The organism is Chloroflexota bacterium, assembly GCA_009840625.1.
GTDB lineage: Bacteria > Chloroflexota > UBA11872 > UBA11872 > VXNJ01 > VXNJ01.
The window spans coordinates 236,548-253,010 of the sequence record VXNJ01000010.1; the positions used below are offsets into that span (position 1 = coordinate 236,548).

Annotated in this window: 12 protein-coding genes; 4 read left to right on the forward strand and 8 right to left on the reverse strand. The window is 67.7% G+C overall.

The features are described 5' to 3' along the window. Nucleotides 1–4 precede the first annotated feature (4 nt). Together F4X41_07535 and F4X41_07540 are read left to right on the forward strand one after the other, a co-directional pair. Nucleotides 5–895 carry a DMT family transporter gene (locus tag F4X41_07535; protein ID MYB16867.1) on the forward strand — a complete coding sequence of 297 codons (891 nt, stop codon included), beginning with the start codon at nucleotides 5–7 and terminating at the stop codon, nucleotides 893–895. A gap of 77 nt (nucleotides 896–972) precedes the next feature. Beyond that, nucleotides 973–3,318: a penicillin acylase family protein gene (locus F4X41_07540; GenBank protein ID MYB16868.1), complete on the forward strand. Its 2,346-nt coding sequence runs from the start codon at nucleotides 973–975 to the stop codon at nucleotides 3,316–3,318. 4 nt (nucleotides 3,319–3,322) lie between these two features. On the opposite strand, the gene F4X41_07545 is transcribed toward F4X41_07540, so the two are convergent. From F4X41_07545 to F4X41_07570, 6 genes are all read right to left on the reverse strand, one after another. Continuing rightward, entirely contained in the window at nucleotides 3,323–4,198 is an 876-nt protein-coding gene (locus F4X41_07545; protein ID MYB16869.1) for an EamA family transporter, read from the reverse strand. A 46-nt stretch (nucleotides 4,199–4,244) separates the two neighbouring features. Continuing rightward, a complete protein-coding gene (locus F4X41_07550; protein MYB16870.1) occupies nucleotides 4,245–6,902 on the reverse strand; it encodes an AAA family ATPase in 2,658 nt (885 codons plus the stop codon). Further along, nucleotides 6,899–8,167: a DNA repair exonuclease gene (locus F4X41_07555; protein ID MYB16871.1), complete on the reverse strand. Its 1,269-nt coding sequence runs from the start codon at nucleotides 8,165–8,167 to the stop codon at nucleotides 6,899–6,901. The genes F4X41_07550 and F4X41_07555 overlap by 4 nt, the downstream gene beginning before the upstream one ends. 38 nt (nucleotides 8,168–8,205) lie before the next feature. Then, the gene (locus tag F4X41_07560) at nucleotides 8,206–9,156 is read right to left on the reverse strand and encodes an aldo/keto reductase (protein ID MYB16872.1); all 951 of its coding nucleotides are present in this window, start codon (nucleotides 9,154–9,156) and stop codon (nucleotides 8,206–8,208) included. 27 nt (nucleotides 9,157–9,183) lie between these two features. After that, nucleotides 9,184–10,161 (reverse strand): hypothetical protein, encoded by a 978-nt coding sequence (locus tag F4X41_07565; protein ID MYB16873.1) that lies wholly within the window; start codon nucleotides 10,159–10,161, stop codon nucleotides 9,184–9,186. Between the two features lie 102 nt (nucleotides 10,162–10,263). Then, entirely contained in the window at nucleotides 10,264–11,553 is a 1,290-nt protein-coding gene (locus F4X41_07570) for a sulfatase (protein ID MYB16874.1), read from the reverse strand. 125 nt (nucleotides 11,554–11,678) lie between these two features. Between F4X41_07570 and F4X41_07575 the strand changes: the two genes are divergently transcribed. Next, nucleotides 11,679–13,568, forward strand: a complete 1,890-nt coding sequence (locus F4X41_07575; protein MYB16875.1) for a glycoside hydrolase family 127 protein — start codon at nucleotides 11,679–11,681, stop codon at nucleotides 13,566–13,568. 47 nt (nucleotides 13,569–13,615) lie between these two features. Beyond that, entirely contained in the window at nucleotides 13,616–14,188 is a 573-nt protein-coding gene (locus F4X41_07580) for a nitroreductase (protein MYB16876.1), read from the forward strand. A gap of 151 nt (nucleotides 14,189–14,339) precedes the next feature. On the opposite strand, the gene F4X41_07585 is transcribed toward F4X41_07580, so the two are convergent. Continuing rightward, nucleotides 14,340–15,680: an ammonium transporter gene (locus F4X41_07585; protein MYB16877.1), complete on the reverse strand. Its 1,341-nt coding sequence runs from the start codon at nucleotides 15,678–15,680 to the stop codon at nucleotides 14,340–14,342. A gap of 29 nt (nucleotides 15,681–15,709) precedes the next feature. Further along, a complete protein-coding gene (locus F4X41_07590) occupies nucleotides 15,710–16,048 on the reverse strand; it encodes a P-II family nitrogen regulator (GenBank protein ID MYB16878.1) in 339 nt (112 codons plus the stop codon). Nucleotides 16,049–16,463 lie beyond the last annotated feature (415 nt).

Here is a 16,463-nt window from a genome sequence, read left to right on the forward strand (position 1 = left end):
ACTCATGCACGAGGCCGCGGTCATTGTGGCCGCGTTCTCCTGGAGCGCCGGATTCGTAATCTCGCGCCCGCTACTGGCGCATCTGAGCGTGTTCAGGACCAACCTGCTCCGCCTGCTGCCATCGGCCCTGATCTTTCCAATCCTGCTCATGACGCTGGGCCTGGGATCAACCCTGGGCGAATTCGGCTGGCACAACTACGCGGCCCTGATCGCTTCGGCCTTTGCCGGGATCGGACTGGCCGACGCCGGGATGATCCACAGCATGCGTCTGATCGGCCTGGCCCGCGCCTATACCCTGGGGAACTTTGCCACTCTATTCGCGGTGCTGTGGGCCTGGTTGATCCTCGACGAGGCGGTCAGTCTGGCTCTAGTCTGGGCGGCGTTGATCACGGTCGGCGGTGTTGCCTTGGTCACGTCCCGGGGTGGCGCCGGACAGGGCGAGTCCGAATTCGGAACGCGTCGGTTCTGGCTGGGGGTGGCGCTGGCGAGCGGGGTGGCGGCGGTCTGGGGTCTGGACCTAGTGCTTATCCGAATCGGGATCGGGGACGGTCACCCGGTGGCCGCCAACGCGGTGCGCATGCCAGCATCGCTGGTGGTGGCCGGTATTGCCCTGCTGGCGCGCGAGCCGCCCGGAACGCCTCGGCGAATGCCGACCCGGGCTCAAACCCTGCGTGGGCTCCTGGGCGGAGCAGTGGGAATAACCTTTTCGGCATTGCTGATCTTTTTCGCAATCCAGGAAATCGGGGCCGCCCGGGTGGGGGTGCTGGCGGCGCTTTCACCGGTGTTTGGGCTGCTGTTAGCGACACTGTTTCTGGACGAGAAGCCCAGCCGCCGCCAGGCCCTCGGGGTGATCGTGGCCGTGGGCGGAGTGATCCTGCTGTTAACCGCCGCCTGAGGCCGGCTTGGCTCGGCACAGGGCACGGCGGCGAACATAGAGGCTGTTGCCGGATAGCGCGCGCAGGGACGGGACGGTTGAAGCTACTTGCCCGGATGTTCGGGTTTGCACTGGGGCGACGACTGCCGATTGCCTCCGGCGAACTCACAGTTTCCGGAGTCGGCGAACCGGTTTCGATCGGCCGCGACCGCTATGGCATCCCCTACATCCAGGCCCGGAGCGATCCCGACGCCTGGTTTGGAGTCGGTTTCTGCCAGGGACAGGACCGGGCGTTCCAGTTGGAGCTGATGCAGCGGGTATTCCGTGGGACCCTCTCCGAACTAATCGGTTCGGCCGGCCTGCCCCTGGACCGGGTCGCGCGGCGACTCGGGCTGGCGGATTCCGCACGCCGTCAGGCCGAACAAATCGACCCTGAGATAAAAGCCAACTTGGAGGCTTTTGCCAGGGGGGTCAACGCCGGCGTGCAACGGGGGCTGCGCCGTCGCCCGCACGAATTCCTGCTGCTGCGCTCGCGGCCGACGCCCTACACGCTCGTCGACGTGATCGGGGCCGCCAAGTTGCATGCTCTGGCGCTGGCTTCTAACTGGGATATCGAGCTGGCGCGCTTCCAGGTCCTATGCGCGGACGGACCGGCGGCGCTGGCCGATCTGGACCCGACCTACCGCCCGGAGCATCCGGTGGCGGTCCCGCCCGGGGCGCCACAGGGCCAAATCGTGGACCGCCTGTCCCAGGACCTTGGGGCGCTGCGGGAGATCGTCGGCGGTTTCGGCGGCTCCAACGCTTGGGTGCTGGCGGCAACCAAGACCGCCGCCGGGAGCCCGATCCTGGCAAACGATCCACACCTGCGGCCGATGCTCCCGCCGCACTGGTATCTGGCCCGAGTGGGCACCCCGGACTGGTCGGCCGCCGGCGCCACCTACGTCGGCGGGCCGGCGTTTCCGGCCGGACACAACGGCCACTGTGCCTGGGGCGTTACCGCCACCCTGGCCGATACCACTGACCTGTTCATCGAGCAGCTCTCACCGGATGGCCGGAGCGTGCGTGAAGGAGAAGGGTTCGTCGCCTGTTCAGAGCGGCGCGAGACCATTCGGGTCAAGCGGGCGGCCGACGTTGTCGAGCGCGTGCTTGAGACGCCGCGCGGGCCGATCGTGGCCCACGGCCCCGGCGGCGAGGCGCTCTCGCTGCGAGCCATCTGGCTCGATCCGCTGCCGGTCCGGGGCATGCTCGACATCCACCGGGCGCGGACGTTCGATCAGTTTCGCCATGCCTGCGCCGACTGGCCGCTCTCCACTCTGAGCATGGTCTTTGCCGGCCGGGACGGCCGGATCGGCTGGCAGATGATGGGAAGCGTTCCGATCCGCCGCCGCGGATTCGGGACAGTCCCGTTGCCGGGCTGGCCGGCGGGCGGCGGATGGGACGGGGAACCGGTCCCGCATTCCGAACTTCCCTCCGCCCGCGATCCTGAGTCCGGGGTAATCGCCACCGCCAACAACAGTCCCGCCCGGGAGGGAGGCCCATGGCTGGGCGCAGATTTCGTCGACGGCTACCGGGCGCGGCGCATTCTCGATGCCTTGGGTGAACGCGACGGCTGGGGTGTGAAAGATACGATGCGCCTGCAGTTGGATGTTGAATCCGAGTCCTGGAAGGAAATGCGGAGCGCGGTGCTGGCGGTTTCGCCGCAAGATCGCGACGCCGCCGCCGCGCAGGCCCTGCTCGCGTCCTGGGACGGCCGGATGGACGCCCAATCGCCGGCGGCGAGCGTGTTTGCGCTTTTCTGTGGAGCAATGGGGACCGCGATCGTCAAAGCGCGGGCTCCCAAGGCCTGGGACTGGGCGCTGGGCCGGTCCAACGCCGGGATCGCCCCCTTCACGCTGCTCATTGCCCGGCGCGACGGGCACACCGCGCGACTGCTGAAAGAACAGCCCGGTGGTTGGTTTGACGAGGGTTGGGAGGCGGTGATCGGCGTCGCGCTGACCGACTCGTTGAGGACGCTCCGGAGGCGCGGCGGGCGGAACCCGAAATCCTGGAGCTGGGGCCGGATCCGGCCGTTGACGCTGCACCATCCGATCGGGTCGGTACCGTTACTGGGCGCGATCTTCAACCGCGGTCCGCACCGGGTCGGGGGTGATGGAAATACGATTTTGCAGGCGCTCTCGCCCCCGGATGATCCGCTCGCCGAACCCTTAGTTAGTCCGTCGCTGCGGGTGGTCGTGGACACCGGCGAGTGGGAGAACTCGCGCTTCTGCCTTCCGGGCGGCCAGTCCGGGAATCCGGCCTCGCCGCACTATGACGATCAGCTGCGACTGTGGTTGCAGGGTGATGGCGTTCCGATTGCCTGGCGGCCGGAGGCTATCGACGAGGCGGTCGTCAGGGAGTTGTGGCTGCGGCCCGCGGAGATTGAATCGAGGAGCGCCGACGGATAGGCTCTCAAGGGAAAACCGCGATCGTGCCGATCCCCAGGACGATAAGGCAGGATCCCAGCAGGCGCCCGCGGCCAGAAGGTTCCTTCAGCACCAGGCTCCCCAAAACCACCGCGATTACGATTCCGATCTCCCGGGCCGGCCAGACGTAGCTTACCTGCGCCAGTTGCAGGGCCGAGAGGACCAGCCCATAGGCCAGGAAGGTCAGCACCGCAGCAGCGGCGATCGCGCGCGGGTTGGCCCGCCAGGCCGACCAAAGGGCGGGAATGCCGCGCCTGCGCACGATGTAGGGGGCGAGCATGATTGCGACCCCCAAAGACATCAGGTGCATGTAGAGAAAGGGGGCAACGTGCTCCACCCCGAGCTTGTCCCAGATCGAATAACCGGATATGCAGATCCCGGTGGCGATCGCGTAGCGGACGCCGGGCTCGCTTAAGAACTGCAGGGGGTCGGTCAGGATGCTGGCCATGCGGCCGGTCCAGTAAACGAACAACACCCCGGCGACTATCGCGGCGATGCCCGCCACGGCGGGCAGCGACACTTTCTCGCCCAGCAGCAGGACGCCCAGGATCGGAACGAGCGCCGGGCCGGTGCCGCGGGCGATCGGATAGACCTGAGAAAGATCCCCGCTGGCGTAGCCGCGCGCCAGGAACAAGAAATAGAACGTGTGTATCAGCGTGGTTCCGAAGACGAACAGCCATCCCAGCGGGGAGATCGGCTCAGACAGAAAAATCAGCAGCGCCAGCGGCGCGAACAGCACCGCCATGGCCACCTGCATCCACCAGACGAATGCCTCCTGATCGCCGGCTCGCGTCATCAGGTAGTTCCACCCGACGTGGGCCACTCCGGAGAGCAGAACCATGATCAGGGCCGGCGTCGACACCGAGTCACTCCCTGCTTTCGGGGCCGGTCGCACGGGACATTTGCGGCTAGCGCCGTCTTGTCCCGGCCGGGAGTTCGATCACCGCCGGGGCCGGCACCGCCAGGTCGCGCGCGGCTCGATCGAATAGCTCGAGGGTCTGCGGGTGGCAGGTAAATACCAGCAGCTGGTTCGTCCGCGAAAGATCAAGCAGCGCGGCGGCCGACCGCAACGCCCGGTCGGGATCGAAATTGACCAGGATTTCGTCCACCGCTACCGGCAGCGCCGGCAATTTGCGACCAAGCTCGGCGATCAGCCCGAAGCGCAGCGCCAGGTAGAGCTGTTCGCGGGTGCCGCGGCTCAGCTGGCGCGGTTCTTTCCTGGAACCCTCCCGATCCAGCACGGCAATCTCGTCGGATCCCAGCGGCGCCAGTATCGAAGGGTAGCGGCCAGCGCTTAACTTGGCGAAGACCGACTGCGCGGTCCGGATGATGCCGGGCTGCCGATCGGTCTCGTAGCGCCGCCGCGCCTCGGCCAGGAGCTGTCCGGCCAGTGTCAGCACTACCCATTCGCGCTCGGCGTCCTCGATGCGAGACTGCAGCACCGCGCGCTCCTGGGCCAGCCGATCCGAATCCGACTCGGCAGCCAATTCCTGCAACTGGTTCCTGAGCGCACCCTGGCCGAGCGCGTTTTCTTCCAGCCGGGAATCCAGCTCCTCCAGCCGGGCGCGGGCATCGGCGGCCCGGTTTTGCAGTTCTTCGGGGCCGGATGCGTTCAGCTGTTCCTGGAGTTGCTCGACGGTCTGGCCGTCGGCGACCCGGTTCCGCAGCCGGTCGCGGGCCGCCGCCGCCGCGCTCCGCAGCCGCTCGCGCCGTTCCGATTCGGACCGGTGCCGGCGCAGTTGATCGGAGTCCCGGACGCCCAGCTCGGCGAGCAGTTCGGCCCGCGACCGGCGCCCGGATTCGACGTAGTCGCAACGCCGCGCCAGTTCGGCTTGGGCCGCGTCTAGCGCACGCTGGCGGAGCGGGATTTGCCGGTGCAATTGGATAAGGGCGTCGGCAGTTCCCTCCGGGTCGTCCGTGCCGGCGCCGACGGCGAATGATTCGGCGAGGACCCCAACCAGGGCCGTGTAACGGGAGATGTCGCGCTCAATCGCCTCTATGCGCCCCCTCCAGGCGTGGGTGTTCTCGAGCGCCGCGCGGGCGCGCTCGAGTCCCGCTTGCAGGCCGGCCGCCCGGTCGGGGGCAAGGCTCGGATCGAGTTGCTTGCGGGCGAGCCAGGCGCGCCAATCGCCAAGCGCGCGTTCCCGTTCGCGCGAGGCCCGGCGCCGTCCGGGGCTGCCCAACAGCAGGGCCCCGAGACCGGCGGCGGCGATGGCGACCATCGTCACCAGGGCAAGGTTGGCGGCGGTGGAGGGTTCGACATAGGCCGGCTGGGCCCAGAGCAGGCCGCCGGCGCCGCCGATTCCGATCAGGGTTGCCAGGGCTCCGGCGGTTGACCGGGCCCGGTTCCCGCCGCCCAAGCCCATGCCGCGGCCGTCGGGTTCCTCTCCGGCACTGCGGCCGAGTGCGCCGGAGAGCGTCGCCAGCTCTTCCCGGTCGCTCTCTGAAAACTGGAACGCGGCGGCCCGCTCGACGGTCCAGTCCGGTCCGAGCGCGGCCAGCGCTGCCGCCAGTTCGCGCTCGTGCCGGGCGAGTTCGTCCCGGCGTTGCGGCAGGTCCCGGACCGATGAGGTGAATGCGGATCGGCCGCGAACCAGCGACTCGAGCCTCTCCAGGTTCCCGGCCGGGGCCTGGGGATCGATCCCGCGTGGAATCGCGGCGCGCGCTTCCGCCAGCTCCCGCACGGCGCGGTCGTGCTCGGCGAGGCCGATCCGGATCCGCTCGTCGATGGCGTTGAGGCGCGCGACTGCGTCCCCCGGCAGGGTTCCCGGATCGGGGGCCGAGGCCAGCTCCCGCTCGCGCGAACGCAGTTCGGCGAAATCTGCCCAAGCGGCCTGGAGGCGCCGAATGCCCTCAAGGCCGCCGGCGCACTCGGCGGAGTCCGCGCGCAGCTCGCCGGCACTCTGCTCGGAACGGGCCAACTCTTCCTTTATCCGGCCGTAGCGGCTGGCCAGGCCGCGGCTCTGTTCGAGCTGCAGGTCGATGGCCCTTATCTGTCGGCGCAACTCGGCCAGCCGGTGCTTGCGGCCGCGCGGCGAGTAGATTGCCTTGCGCCGGTCGTCCAGATCGGCGAGCGCCCGCGGGAGATTGCGCTCGCCCACGCCGGCGCTGTAAATCTGACGGTTTACGTTTTCGTCGCGCAGCAAGGCGTCGCTCTGCAGTTCTTCCAGGGTGAAAGCGTAGAGATTGGAGAACAGGTCTTCGCCCTGCACCGCCAGCAGTTCGGCCAGGTATTCTTCGTCCCGGACTTGGCCGTCGGCGGTGAAGATCTCGACCGGCCCGCGCCCCTTGCCCTCGTACCGAGTCACCGAAGTGACTTCGCCGGCGCCGTTCGAAAGCTCTATGAGGCCCCCGTGACGCCCTCCGGCAAGCGGCGGGAACCAGCGGTCGCCGCGCCTTCGCGGGAACCCGAAGAGGATTGTCCGAATGAACTCGAGCAGCGTGCTCTTGCCGGCTTCGTTCGGTCCTTCGAAGATCGTCACGCGCTCGTCGAGCGGGCCGATATCCAAGTCCCGGAAATGGCCGAAACCGTTGATCCGCAGGCGTCGAATGGAAAGCCGGCTCATTCTTCGAGCAGGTCGAGCGCGCGGTTTTCGGCGGACTCGATGAGGCCGGCCGGGTCCTCCGCCCAGGATCCCGGGCCGGCCAGGTAGGGCCGGTATTCGGCATTGCCGTAGAGCTCGTCCAGGGCTGCCTCCATCCGGGGAAGCCCGGATTCGGTGGCGGCCAGCTGGTCGCATACGGCCAGCAAATCGGCGATCAGGTCTCCGCCCGCCCGCCGGCGGGCCCGGTCGCGCGGGGCGGCGGTGGCCACCTCCACGCGGTCGCACCAGCTGAACGGGCCGTCGCCGGGCCGCGAATTCAGTTCGTCGGCCAGTTCAGCGGCCGCCCCGGCCGACTGCAGGTGCCGGTGCAGCGGCCCGCGCCCTTCGAGGACTATCCGATAGAGCAGGGAACGGCCGCCGGTTTTCGCTGCGGCCGCCTTGGCCGCGGCCTGCAGTTCGGCGAGCAGTTGGGCCGGAGTCTCGGCCGTGCCGACATCGTGGCTGAGGACTTCCATGCGCACCCGGTCGGTGGCCGCGAAATCGAAGCGCACCTCGCCGGCCCGATCGATCTCGACCAGGTAGACCCCCTTGGGACCGGTCTGGCTCCAGCGCAGACCCTGCGGACAACCGGCATATATCGCCACCGGGTTCCCGTCCAGCAATACCCGGCTGCGGTGCACGTGGCCGAGCGCCCAGTAGGCGATTCCGTTTCCCTGCAGGTCGGTCAACGAGCAGGGAGCGTAGCCGTCCTCGCCGGGATCGTCGCCGACCGCGCAGTGCAACAGCCCGATGGCCAGTTGGCCGCGTTCGATGCGGGGAAATTCGCGGGCCAGGTTGCGCCGACAGTGCTCGTGCAGGAACGAGACGCCGTATACGGTTGCCCGGTCCGGGCGGCCGGGGACCAGCGGGGCGGACTCCAGGTCGGGCCCGTAGCGCTTGCAGCCGCCGGGAAACTCGAGTCCGGCGTCCCAGCCGTCCAGCGGGTCGTGGTTTCCGCAGATTACGTGGGTTGCAATTCCGGCCTCGTCCAGGCGCTCCAGCCCGGCGACGAAGCGGTGCTGGGCGCGCAGGCTCCGCTCGGCGTCGTCGTAGGCGTCGCCGGCCATAAGGACCGCCTCGACCGATTCCCGGATCGCCAGATCGACAATGTCGTCCCAGGCCCCGAAGGGGGCCTCGACCATCTCGCGGGCGATCGCGTTGGGCAGCTGCGAGCGCAGCCCGACGAAGGGGGACTGCAGGTGCAGGTCGGCTGCGTGGATGAATCGGATCGGTGCGTCGTCAGCCATCGCCGGAACCGGTCCCCCCTCAGCCGATGGCACCGGCCCTACTTCTGGATGGGCAGGTCATCGCGCCAGGCCTCGACGTCGTCTGCGAAATTCGGCGGGACCACTTCTTCGAGCCTGGCCAGGAACCCCTGCGGCAGGCCCCGTTCCAAGGCGGCCACGGCGGATCTGACCTCGCCCACCGTACGGGCGCCGAAGCAGGTCGTATCGACCAGGCCGGAATCGGTCGAATAGGCGATCGCGGCCTGGGCGACCGGGATGTCGAATTCGCTGCAGACCTGGCCCAGGGCCTGCGCCCGGGTGCGCAACCGGTCGGGCGGCGGCCGGTAGGCGAGAGTAGCGTCCGGGTCCTGCGGGGCGGCCAGCAGGCCGCCGCCGAAGGGGGCGCCGTTGACGATTCCCAGATCCAGTTCGCGGGCGCGCCGGTAAAGATCGGTGGCGGCGCGGTCGAGCAGGGTGTAACGGTTGTGGTTCAAGAAGCAGTCGCATTCGCCGGTCTCGATGTAGCGTCGGATAAGGTTCACCGGCCCGCCCGACACGCCGACGCTGCCGACTACTCCTTCATCGCGGAACTGGGCCAACGCCTTGAACGCCCCGCCCATAACGTCGTCGAACTGGGCCCGCTCGACATCGTGAATTAGCACCACCGGCAGATGGTCCACGCCGAGGAGTTCCAGGCTGACCGGCAAGCATGCCCGGGCCTGTTCGTACGAGTAGTCGAATTCCCAGGGCCGGTAGCCGATCTTGGTGACCAGCACCAGGTCGTCGGGAACAATCGCCGAGAGCTCCTTTAGCGCGATGCCAAGGCGCTCCTCGGAGTCGCCGTACATCGGCGAGGTGTCGATGTAGTTGATCCCGCTGAGCAGTATCTCCCTTATCACCGCGATCGCGTCGTCGATGCTTTCAACGACCGGTGAAGAGGAAATGCGGGCCGCCCCCTGGGCCAAGGGCGTCACCGCCAGTCCGGTTCGACCGAAGCGCCGCCGCCGCATCAATTCCCCCACATCGCCGCCTGGGGGTCAGCCCCCGGGGATCTCGGCTTCGTCGGTTATGACGCTGCCAATTTCGCGCATCTGCTTGACCAGCCAGATCATCTTTTCGTAATGAAAGTCGCGCAGCGTCTCCGGCGTTCCGGTCCAGGTGTGGAAGCCCTGTCCGGCACGCACCCCGTCTTTGCCCTGCTTGGACATTTCGGCCAAATGATTGGCGGCCAGGTTTTCGGGGTCGTCGAGCTGGGCGTAGAGATAGGCGGCGACCTTGGCGTGGTTGATGATCCCGCCCAGGTCGCGCCCGCCCAGCGGACCGACCGAAATAAAGCGCGCCCCAAATCCGTAGCGGACCGCGTTGTCGATGTCCTCGGCCGAGGCGATGCCGGTCGCGAACAGTTCGATCGCCTGGCGGGTCAGGCCGTGCTGGAGCCGGTTGTGGACGAACCCGGGAATGTCCACGTTCACGGTGATCGCCGACTTGCCCATCTTCTCCCAGGCCGCCCGCGTCACCCTGATCGCTTCCTCGTCGACCTTGGGGTGTTTGATCACCTCGACCAGCGGCAGTATGTGGGCCGGCAGGACGAAGTGCGAGCCGACCACCCGCGAGGGGTGCGTGCAGGCGTCCGCCATGTGCCGTATCGGAATCCCGGAGGTGTTGGAGGCGATGATCGTCGCCGGATCGGTTATCTGGCCCAACTTTCCGTAGAGCGCCTCCTTGGCCTCGCGGTTCTCGAAGATCGCTTCCAGCACGAATTCAACTCCGTCGACCGCTTCTTCAAGGGACGTGGCCGCCTCGATGCGGGGGTAGACCGCGTCGGGATCGCCGATCAGCAGCCCCTCGGCGGCCAGCTCGTCGACGTAGGTGCGCATGTCGCGCAGCGCGCGCTCCACGTTGGCCGGGTTCTGGTCGAAAACCCTGACGCGTCCGCAACCCTGGGCCAGCACGACGCCGATCTGAGGGCCGACGAGGCCGGCGCCGATAAGGGCTGCGTTTTCAAATACGGACATTGGCGGTCTGATCCTGGTGATGAACGTAGGAACGTGATTGGGTGCGCCGAATCGACGGTGACTGCCCTGATTTTCGACTCCGGCCGGCGCCGGCCGGACGACCTAAGGCAGGCCGGCGGGGCTCCGGGCCAGGAACGGCCAGTAGCTGGCCGGCGGTTCCACCGGCCCGGCCAGGATCGGGTCATCGGTTTCGGCGAGGTGCCGCCCGAGCAGCGCGGCGAGTTCCGCCATCGGGTCGGGTTGATCTCCATCGACGGCCAGGTTGACCTGCTCGCGTGGATCGTTGACCAGGTCGTAGAGCTCGTACTCGGGCCGTGGCAGCGAGCGCAGCTGCCAGCGCATGTGGGGAACGATCGGCGACTGGCGGATGTCGCCGGCCAGTTGCAGGCCCGGGCGCACCTCGAAATTGCGGATCAGCTTGTGGGTCAGGGTGCGGACCGAGCGCATCGGTTCGTAGAAATCGTGCCAGGTCGATTCGGCGAAGACGTGTTCGCGGGCCGCCGCGCCGCCGCGGATCGAATCCAGGAAACTGACCCCGTCGATTCCGGCCGGTATCCGGTGAGTGCTGCCGGCCGCTTGGAGGAAGGTCGGCAACAGGTCCACGTTTGAAGTCAGGCCGCCGTAGCGCGCGCCGGGCGGCAGCTGGCCGGGCCAGGAAAGGACGGCCCCGATATGGCAGCCGCGGTCGGATAGCGTGCCTTTGGCCAGCGGCATGGCGATGCCGTGGTCGGCCGTGAACACCGCCAGGGTATTGGCGGATTGCCCGGCGTGGTCCAGGGCCGCGAGAATCTGGCCCAGCGCCCAGTCGGCGCGGGCCACGTCGCCATAGAAGTTCGACATTTCTTCCCTGGTCTCCGGGATGTCCGGCAGGAAGTACGGCACCGGCAGGTTCTCCGGGTCGGGCCGGTCGGGCCAGCGGTCGGTGAACACGCGGTGCGGCTCAAAGAACCCGGCCATTGCAAAGAAGGGTTCGGTGGCGTCTCGAGTCCTTAAGAATTCCCCCACGTTGGCGGCCACCCGCTCGCACTCGGATTCGGGGTCGAATATGTCGAATCCGGAGGCATAGGGCCGGTCGTTTACGTGCCAGGTCCCGAAACAGGCAGTCTGGTATCCGCCATCGCGCAGGAGCGAAGCGATGGTCGGGATCGCCGCATCCATGTTCCAGAGCCCGTGGTTCTGGAGACCCATGAGACCGTGACGGTGCGGAACCAGGCCGGTCACCATGCTGGCCCGCGAGGGTGAGCAGGTCGGCGCGGCGGCAAAATGGTTTTCCAAGACAACGCCGCCAGAAGCCATCGCGTCGACATTGGGGGTGACCGCGGCATTGTCCGGGTACGGGCCCATGTAGGCGCCGATATCGTGGCAATGCACCAGCAGAATGTTTGGGCGCACGGGGCAAGGCCCTCCGGTGTTGGGTGGCGGCTTTCTCAGACCAAAAACATTTTGGACCCGGATGCCAGGAAAGGAACGCGGATGGAACTGCCTCGAGCGGAGCGCTTGGCAAGCGGCGGCGCGACTTGACCGCCGGTCGGCCCGGACCGCTGCTCGAACTGACCCGAACCAAGCGCGCGGTGCAACGCCCGCTCGCCCTCGGAGAAGTCGAACTCGAGGGCGGGTTCCTTGACGACTGGCGGGCGCCGATGCTCGCAGAGGGTATCGATCACCAGTGGCGGCAGCTGCAGCGCGAAGGGATGCTCGATCGGCTGCGGCTGGCCGGCGAGGGCCGCGCGCCGGACGAGCGGGGCCGGATATTTGCCGGTGAGGCGCGCCTCTACAAGTGGTTGGAGGCCGCCTGCCTGAAGCAAGCCGAGAATCCGGACCGTCGGACCGCGCGGCGCATCGAGGAAGCGGTCGCGGGGATCCTGGCGATCGCCGCCGACGACGGCTATCTTGGCCTGACCTACCCGGCCGACCTGGCCGGTTTACGCTGGCGCGAGAGGCCGCGCGGTCACGAACTATTTGCGGCCGGGCACCTGATCCAGGCCGGGCTGACCATGGAGTCGGCGCTGCAGGACGACCGGCTGCTGCGGGCCGCCGAGGCGATGGCCGACCTGGTGGGTGAGAAAGCCCGGGCCGGTGAGTTAGGCGATTACCGCGATCATCCGTGCTGCGAGATGGCCTTGATCGAGCTCTGGCGGCGGACCGGAGGTCGCCGCCATCTTGAAACCGCCGAGTACCTGATCTCGCTGCATGCGGGCACCGCTGAATGGCCGGTCCGCGGGCATGCCGTCTGTCTGACCTACTTCGCCGCGGCCCTGGCCGATGCCTACCTGGAGACCGGGCGCGAGTCCTACCTGGAGTGGTCGCGGGGCTGGTGGACGGACGTGCTGGCCCGCAACTCCTACCTAACCGGCGCGGTTGGGGGACGTCCCTCGACCGAGTCCTTTGGACGGCCCTACGAACTCCCCCACGAGGGGGCCTACGCCGAGTCCTGTGCGGCGATCGGGATGGTCATGTGGGCGCAGCGAATGCTGGCGGCCACCGGGCGCGCCGAGTACGCTGACCAGCTGGAAACCTGCCTCTACAACGCCGTCCTGGCGGGAGTCAGCCTCGACGGCGGTTCCTACTTCTACGACTGTCCGCAGGCCCGCTTCGAACCCGAGACCGATCCGCCCTGGCAGGAGCCGGCCGGCGAGCGCGTCGGCAGCGGACGGAGGCGCAGCGACTGGTTCTTCGAACGGGTGGCCTGCTGCCCGCCCAACCTGGCCCGATTCCTGGCCCAGCTGCCCGGTTACATCTACGGATTCGACGGCCGCGACCTCTGGTTCAACCTGTATGCCCCTTCCCGGATCGACCTGCCGACCGGCGGCCCAGGGTTGCGCGCTCGCGTCGAAACCGGCTATCCGTATGAGGAAAGCGTCCGGATAATGATCGAGACGGCCCCGCCGGAGTGCGGATTGCGTTTGCGCCTGCCGGGTTGGTGTCGCGGGGCCGGCTTGACCCGCAACGGGGCCACCCTGTCCCCGGCGGTTGGAGAGGGATTCCTGGTTGTTCCCGGGCCGCTGGCGGCGGGCGACCGGTTCGATCTCTGCCTGGACATGCCGGTGGAGCTGGCCCGGGCCGGACCGCAACTGCTTGAAGCGCGCGGTCAGGCTGCGGTAGTGCGCGGCCCGCTGGTCTACTGCCTGGAAAGCTCCGATCAAGCCGACGTCGACCTGCGCGAACTCCAGCTGCGGCCCGATGCCGCCCGGACCGCCCGGTTAGAGCTCGGGCCGCTGGGCTGCCGGGCTATTCGGATCGCCGGCGCCCAGGCCCAGGCCCTGCCGCAGCTATACCAACGCGGTGGCCCCCCGTCCGCCGCGTTGCGGCCGCGCGAACTGCTTGCCGTACCCTTTGCCCTCTGGGACAACCGCGAGTCCGGGCAGATGGCGATCTGGACCGCCTTGGCCCCGGAATTGGCAGACTGACTTTGCACCTTCAAACTGATTCCGCAACCTCCCGAGGGGAGCACTAAATGCAGGTAACTGAAGCCATTGCCGCCCGGCGCAGCGTCAACCGGCTCACCGACCAGATTCCCGGCCGGACAGAAGTCGAAAAAATGATCGAGGCGGCCATCTGGGCGCCAAACCATCGTTTCACCGAGCCGTGGCGATTCCACGTAATCGCCGGCGAGGACCGTCAGCGTTTCGGCCAGCACCTGGCGGACGCCAAGCGGCGGCGCTGTCCGCCGCGGACCGACGCCGACCGGGCCGCCCTGAAAAAAACCGCCGGCCTGTTCCTGCGGGCTCCGCTGGTGATCGCAGTCTCGGTGGCGCGGTCCACGGACCGGGTGCAGGACCTGGAGGACTACGGGGCCTGTTGCGCCGCGATCCAGAACATGCTGTTGGCGGCTTGGGAGATGGGAATCGTCTCCAAATGGCGCACCGGCGATGCGGCCCAGGACCCGGCCGCGCGTGAATACCTCGGCACCGGTCCGGACGACCGCATCGCCGGATTCATCTACCTGGGCTACCCGTCCCGCGGACCGATCCCGCCGCCGCGCGACCGCGACCGCGGCGTCATTGATTGGCGGTCGATGCCCGAATAAACCCAGGTTCCCGCGCCCGCGCCGCACTGTCGAATCGACCCGGGCGGCGTGCGGAACCTGGCCGCAGATGTGGCAAAGGGCCCTCCACCGGAGGGCCCTTTGCGGGATACCGAATGGTTTGGCCAGCGGTGCTGGCGCCATGATTGGTTTCCTAGAAGTTTGACTCCCCGTATCCGAACACGCCGTGCTCGTGGATGTCGAGGCCGTCAAGCTCTTCGACCGGCTCGGCGCGCAGGCCGACGGTGTACTTGATCCCCAGGAAGAGGACCAGGCAGGTGGCGCCGACCCAGACTATCGAGGCCGCCGAGCCCAGCGCCTGGATGGCGAACTGTTCGATGTCGCCGTTGATGAACAGGCTGCCTTCCGGCCCGCCGAACTTGGGATCGGCGAACAGGCCCACGGCCAGAGTTCCCCAGATGCCGACCACGCCGTGCACGGCGATGGCGCCGACCGGGTCGTCGACCTTGAGGACCTTGTCGATGACGGTCACGCCGACCACCACCAGGCCGCCGCCGACCAGGCCGATGATGACCGCGGCCCAGGCGTCGACCCAGCCGCACGGGGCGGTTATGGCGACTAGGCCGGCCAGAGCACCGTTACCGATCATGCCGACGTCGGGCTTGCCGTTATAGAGCCATGAGACCGCCATGGCGGCGATCGCACCGGCGGCGGCGGCGAGGTTGGTCACCACAATGACGCTGGCGAAGTCCTGACCGACCGCGGTCAGCGTCGATCCGCCGTTGAATCCGAACCAGCCGAACCAAAGGATGATCACACCGGCGATCGCGAGCGGGATGGAGTGTCCCGGGATCACGTTCACCGAACCGTCCTCGGAGTACTTGCCCAGGCGCGGGCCCAGGATCGCCGCTCCGACCAGGGCGGCGACGCCGCCGGTGGTGTGGACGACGGTTGATCCGGCAAAGTCCCAGAATCCGAGTTCGGCCAGCCAGCCTCCGCCCCAGACCCAGTGGCCGACCACCGGGTAGATGAACCCGGTTAGGACGACCGCGTAAATCAGATAGGCGCGGAAGTGGGTGCGCTCGGCCATCGCCCCGGAGACGATGGTGGCGGCGGTTGCCGCGAACACGACCTGGAAGAACCAGTCGGTCGAGAACTGCGAGTCGCCGACCGCGATCAGGAAATTGGAAGTGCCGATGACCCCGCCGGCGGTGTCGCCGTACATGAACGCCCAGCCGATGGCCCAGTACGAGATCAGGCCGACCGACATGTTCATCAGGTTCTTGGCACAGATGTTGGCCGCGTTCTTGGTGCGCGTAAACCCGGTCTCCACCAGCGTGAATCCGCCGTGCATGAAGAAGACCAGCGCACCGGCCATGACTATCCAGAGCTGGTCGACGGTGGCGGTCAGGGTGACTATCGCTTCTTCTTCCGAAGCCAGGGCCAGGGCCGGCAGCAGCAAAGCGGCCAGGATCGCCCCGGCCAGGGCGAACAGGTAGCGTGACGAGAAAAGGAAGCTGAGCGGCGGGCGCATTGCAACCGCGCGCGCCGCGGCTACGGCGGTCATAGGGCGTCCCTTCCCCGTTGCTGGGTGCGAATGCGGACGACATCTTCGATCGGATAGATGAAGATCTTGCCGTCGCCCACCTCGCCGGTGTAGGCGTGTTCGCAGATCAGCGCCACCAGCTGGTCGACGCTTTCCTCGTGGATGATCATCTCGACCTTGATCTTGGGTCGGAACACGATCGACGCCCGCACGCCGCGGTATGTCTCGGTGTATCCGCGTTGGGATCCGGCGCCGCGCACTTCGCTCACGCTCATGCCGTGGAATCCGGCCTTGTCGAGCGCGTCACGAAGCGGCTCGAGCACTTCGTGGCGGATGATGGCCTCAATTTTTTTCATTCGTCTCCTCTCAAACTTCGAAGACTCCGCGGCAATGGTTGCCGCGGCGGATGCGGTCGCCGGTCAGAGATGAGTCGGAGCCGGCGGTCGCGATTGTGCCGGGCAGTTGGCGGGGTGCCGTCGCGCTGTGGCGAGCTGCCGGGCATCGGTTGAAAAATGGCCGAACTTGGCCTGTGAACCGCTTGCGACGGTTCTCCCCGGAAGGGATTGGGGCTTCGGGTCGTCTTGACCCGATCTACACCGGCTGGGCGTGTAGACGGCGGCGTTCCGATTCGTCAACGGAAGAGGGCGGGACTGCTTCGTCCGGCGCGCCCTGTCGCTGCCGTTTGTGCTAAGTGGCCAAATGTTAGCAGCCCGGCCGCCCGGCCCGGTAGGCATTAAAGTTGTTTACCGGACGGCCGACGTCGTCCCTACG

What these genes read in the sequence shown, in the direction of transcription:
- F4X41_07535 (MYB16867.1), top strand. Translation starts at nt 5, where the DNA reads ATGCACGAGGCCGCGGTCATTGTGGCCGCGTTCTCCTGGAGCGCCGGA.
- F4X41_07550 (MYB16870.1), bottom strand. Translation starts at nt 6,902, where the DNA reads ATGAGCCGGCTTTCCATTCGACGCCTGCGGATCAACGGTTTCGGCCAT.
- F4X41_07555 (MYB16871.1), bottom strand. Translation starts at nt 8,167, where the DNA reads ATGGCTGACGACGCACCGATCCGATTCATCCACGCAGCCGACCTGCAC.
- F4X41_07560 (MYB16872.1), bottom strand. Translation starts at nt 9,156, where the DNA reads ATGCGGCGGCGGCGCTTCGGTCGAACCGGACTGGCGGTGACGCCCTTG.
- F4X41_07565 (MYB16873.1), bottom strand. Translation starts at nt 10,161, where the DNA reads ATGTCCGTATTTGAAAACGCAGCCCTTATCGGCGCCGGCCTCGTCGGC.
- F4X41_07580 (MYB16876.1), top strand. Translation starts at nt 13,616, where the DNA reads ATGCAGGTAACTGAAGCCATTGCCGCCCGGCGCAGCGTCAACCGGCTC.
- F4X41_07585 (MYB16877.1), bottom strand. Translation starts at nt 15,680, where the DNA reads ATGCGCCCGCCGCTCAGCTTCCTTTTCTCGTCACGCTACCTGTTCGCC.
- F4X41_07590 (MYB16878.1), bottom strand. Translation starts at nt 16,048, where the DNA reads ATGAAAAAAATTGAGGCCATCATCCGCCACGAAGTGCTCGAGCCGCTT.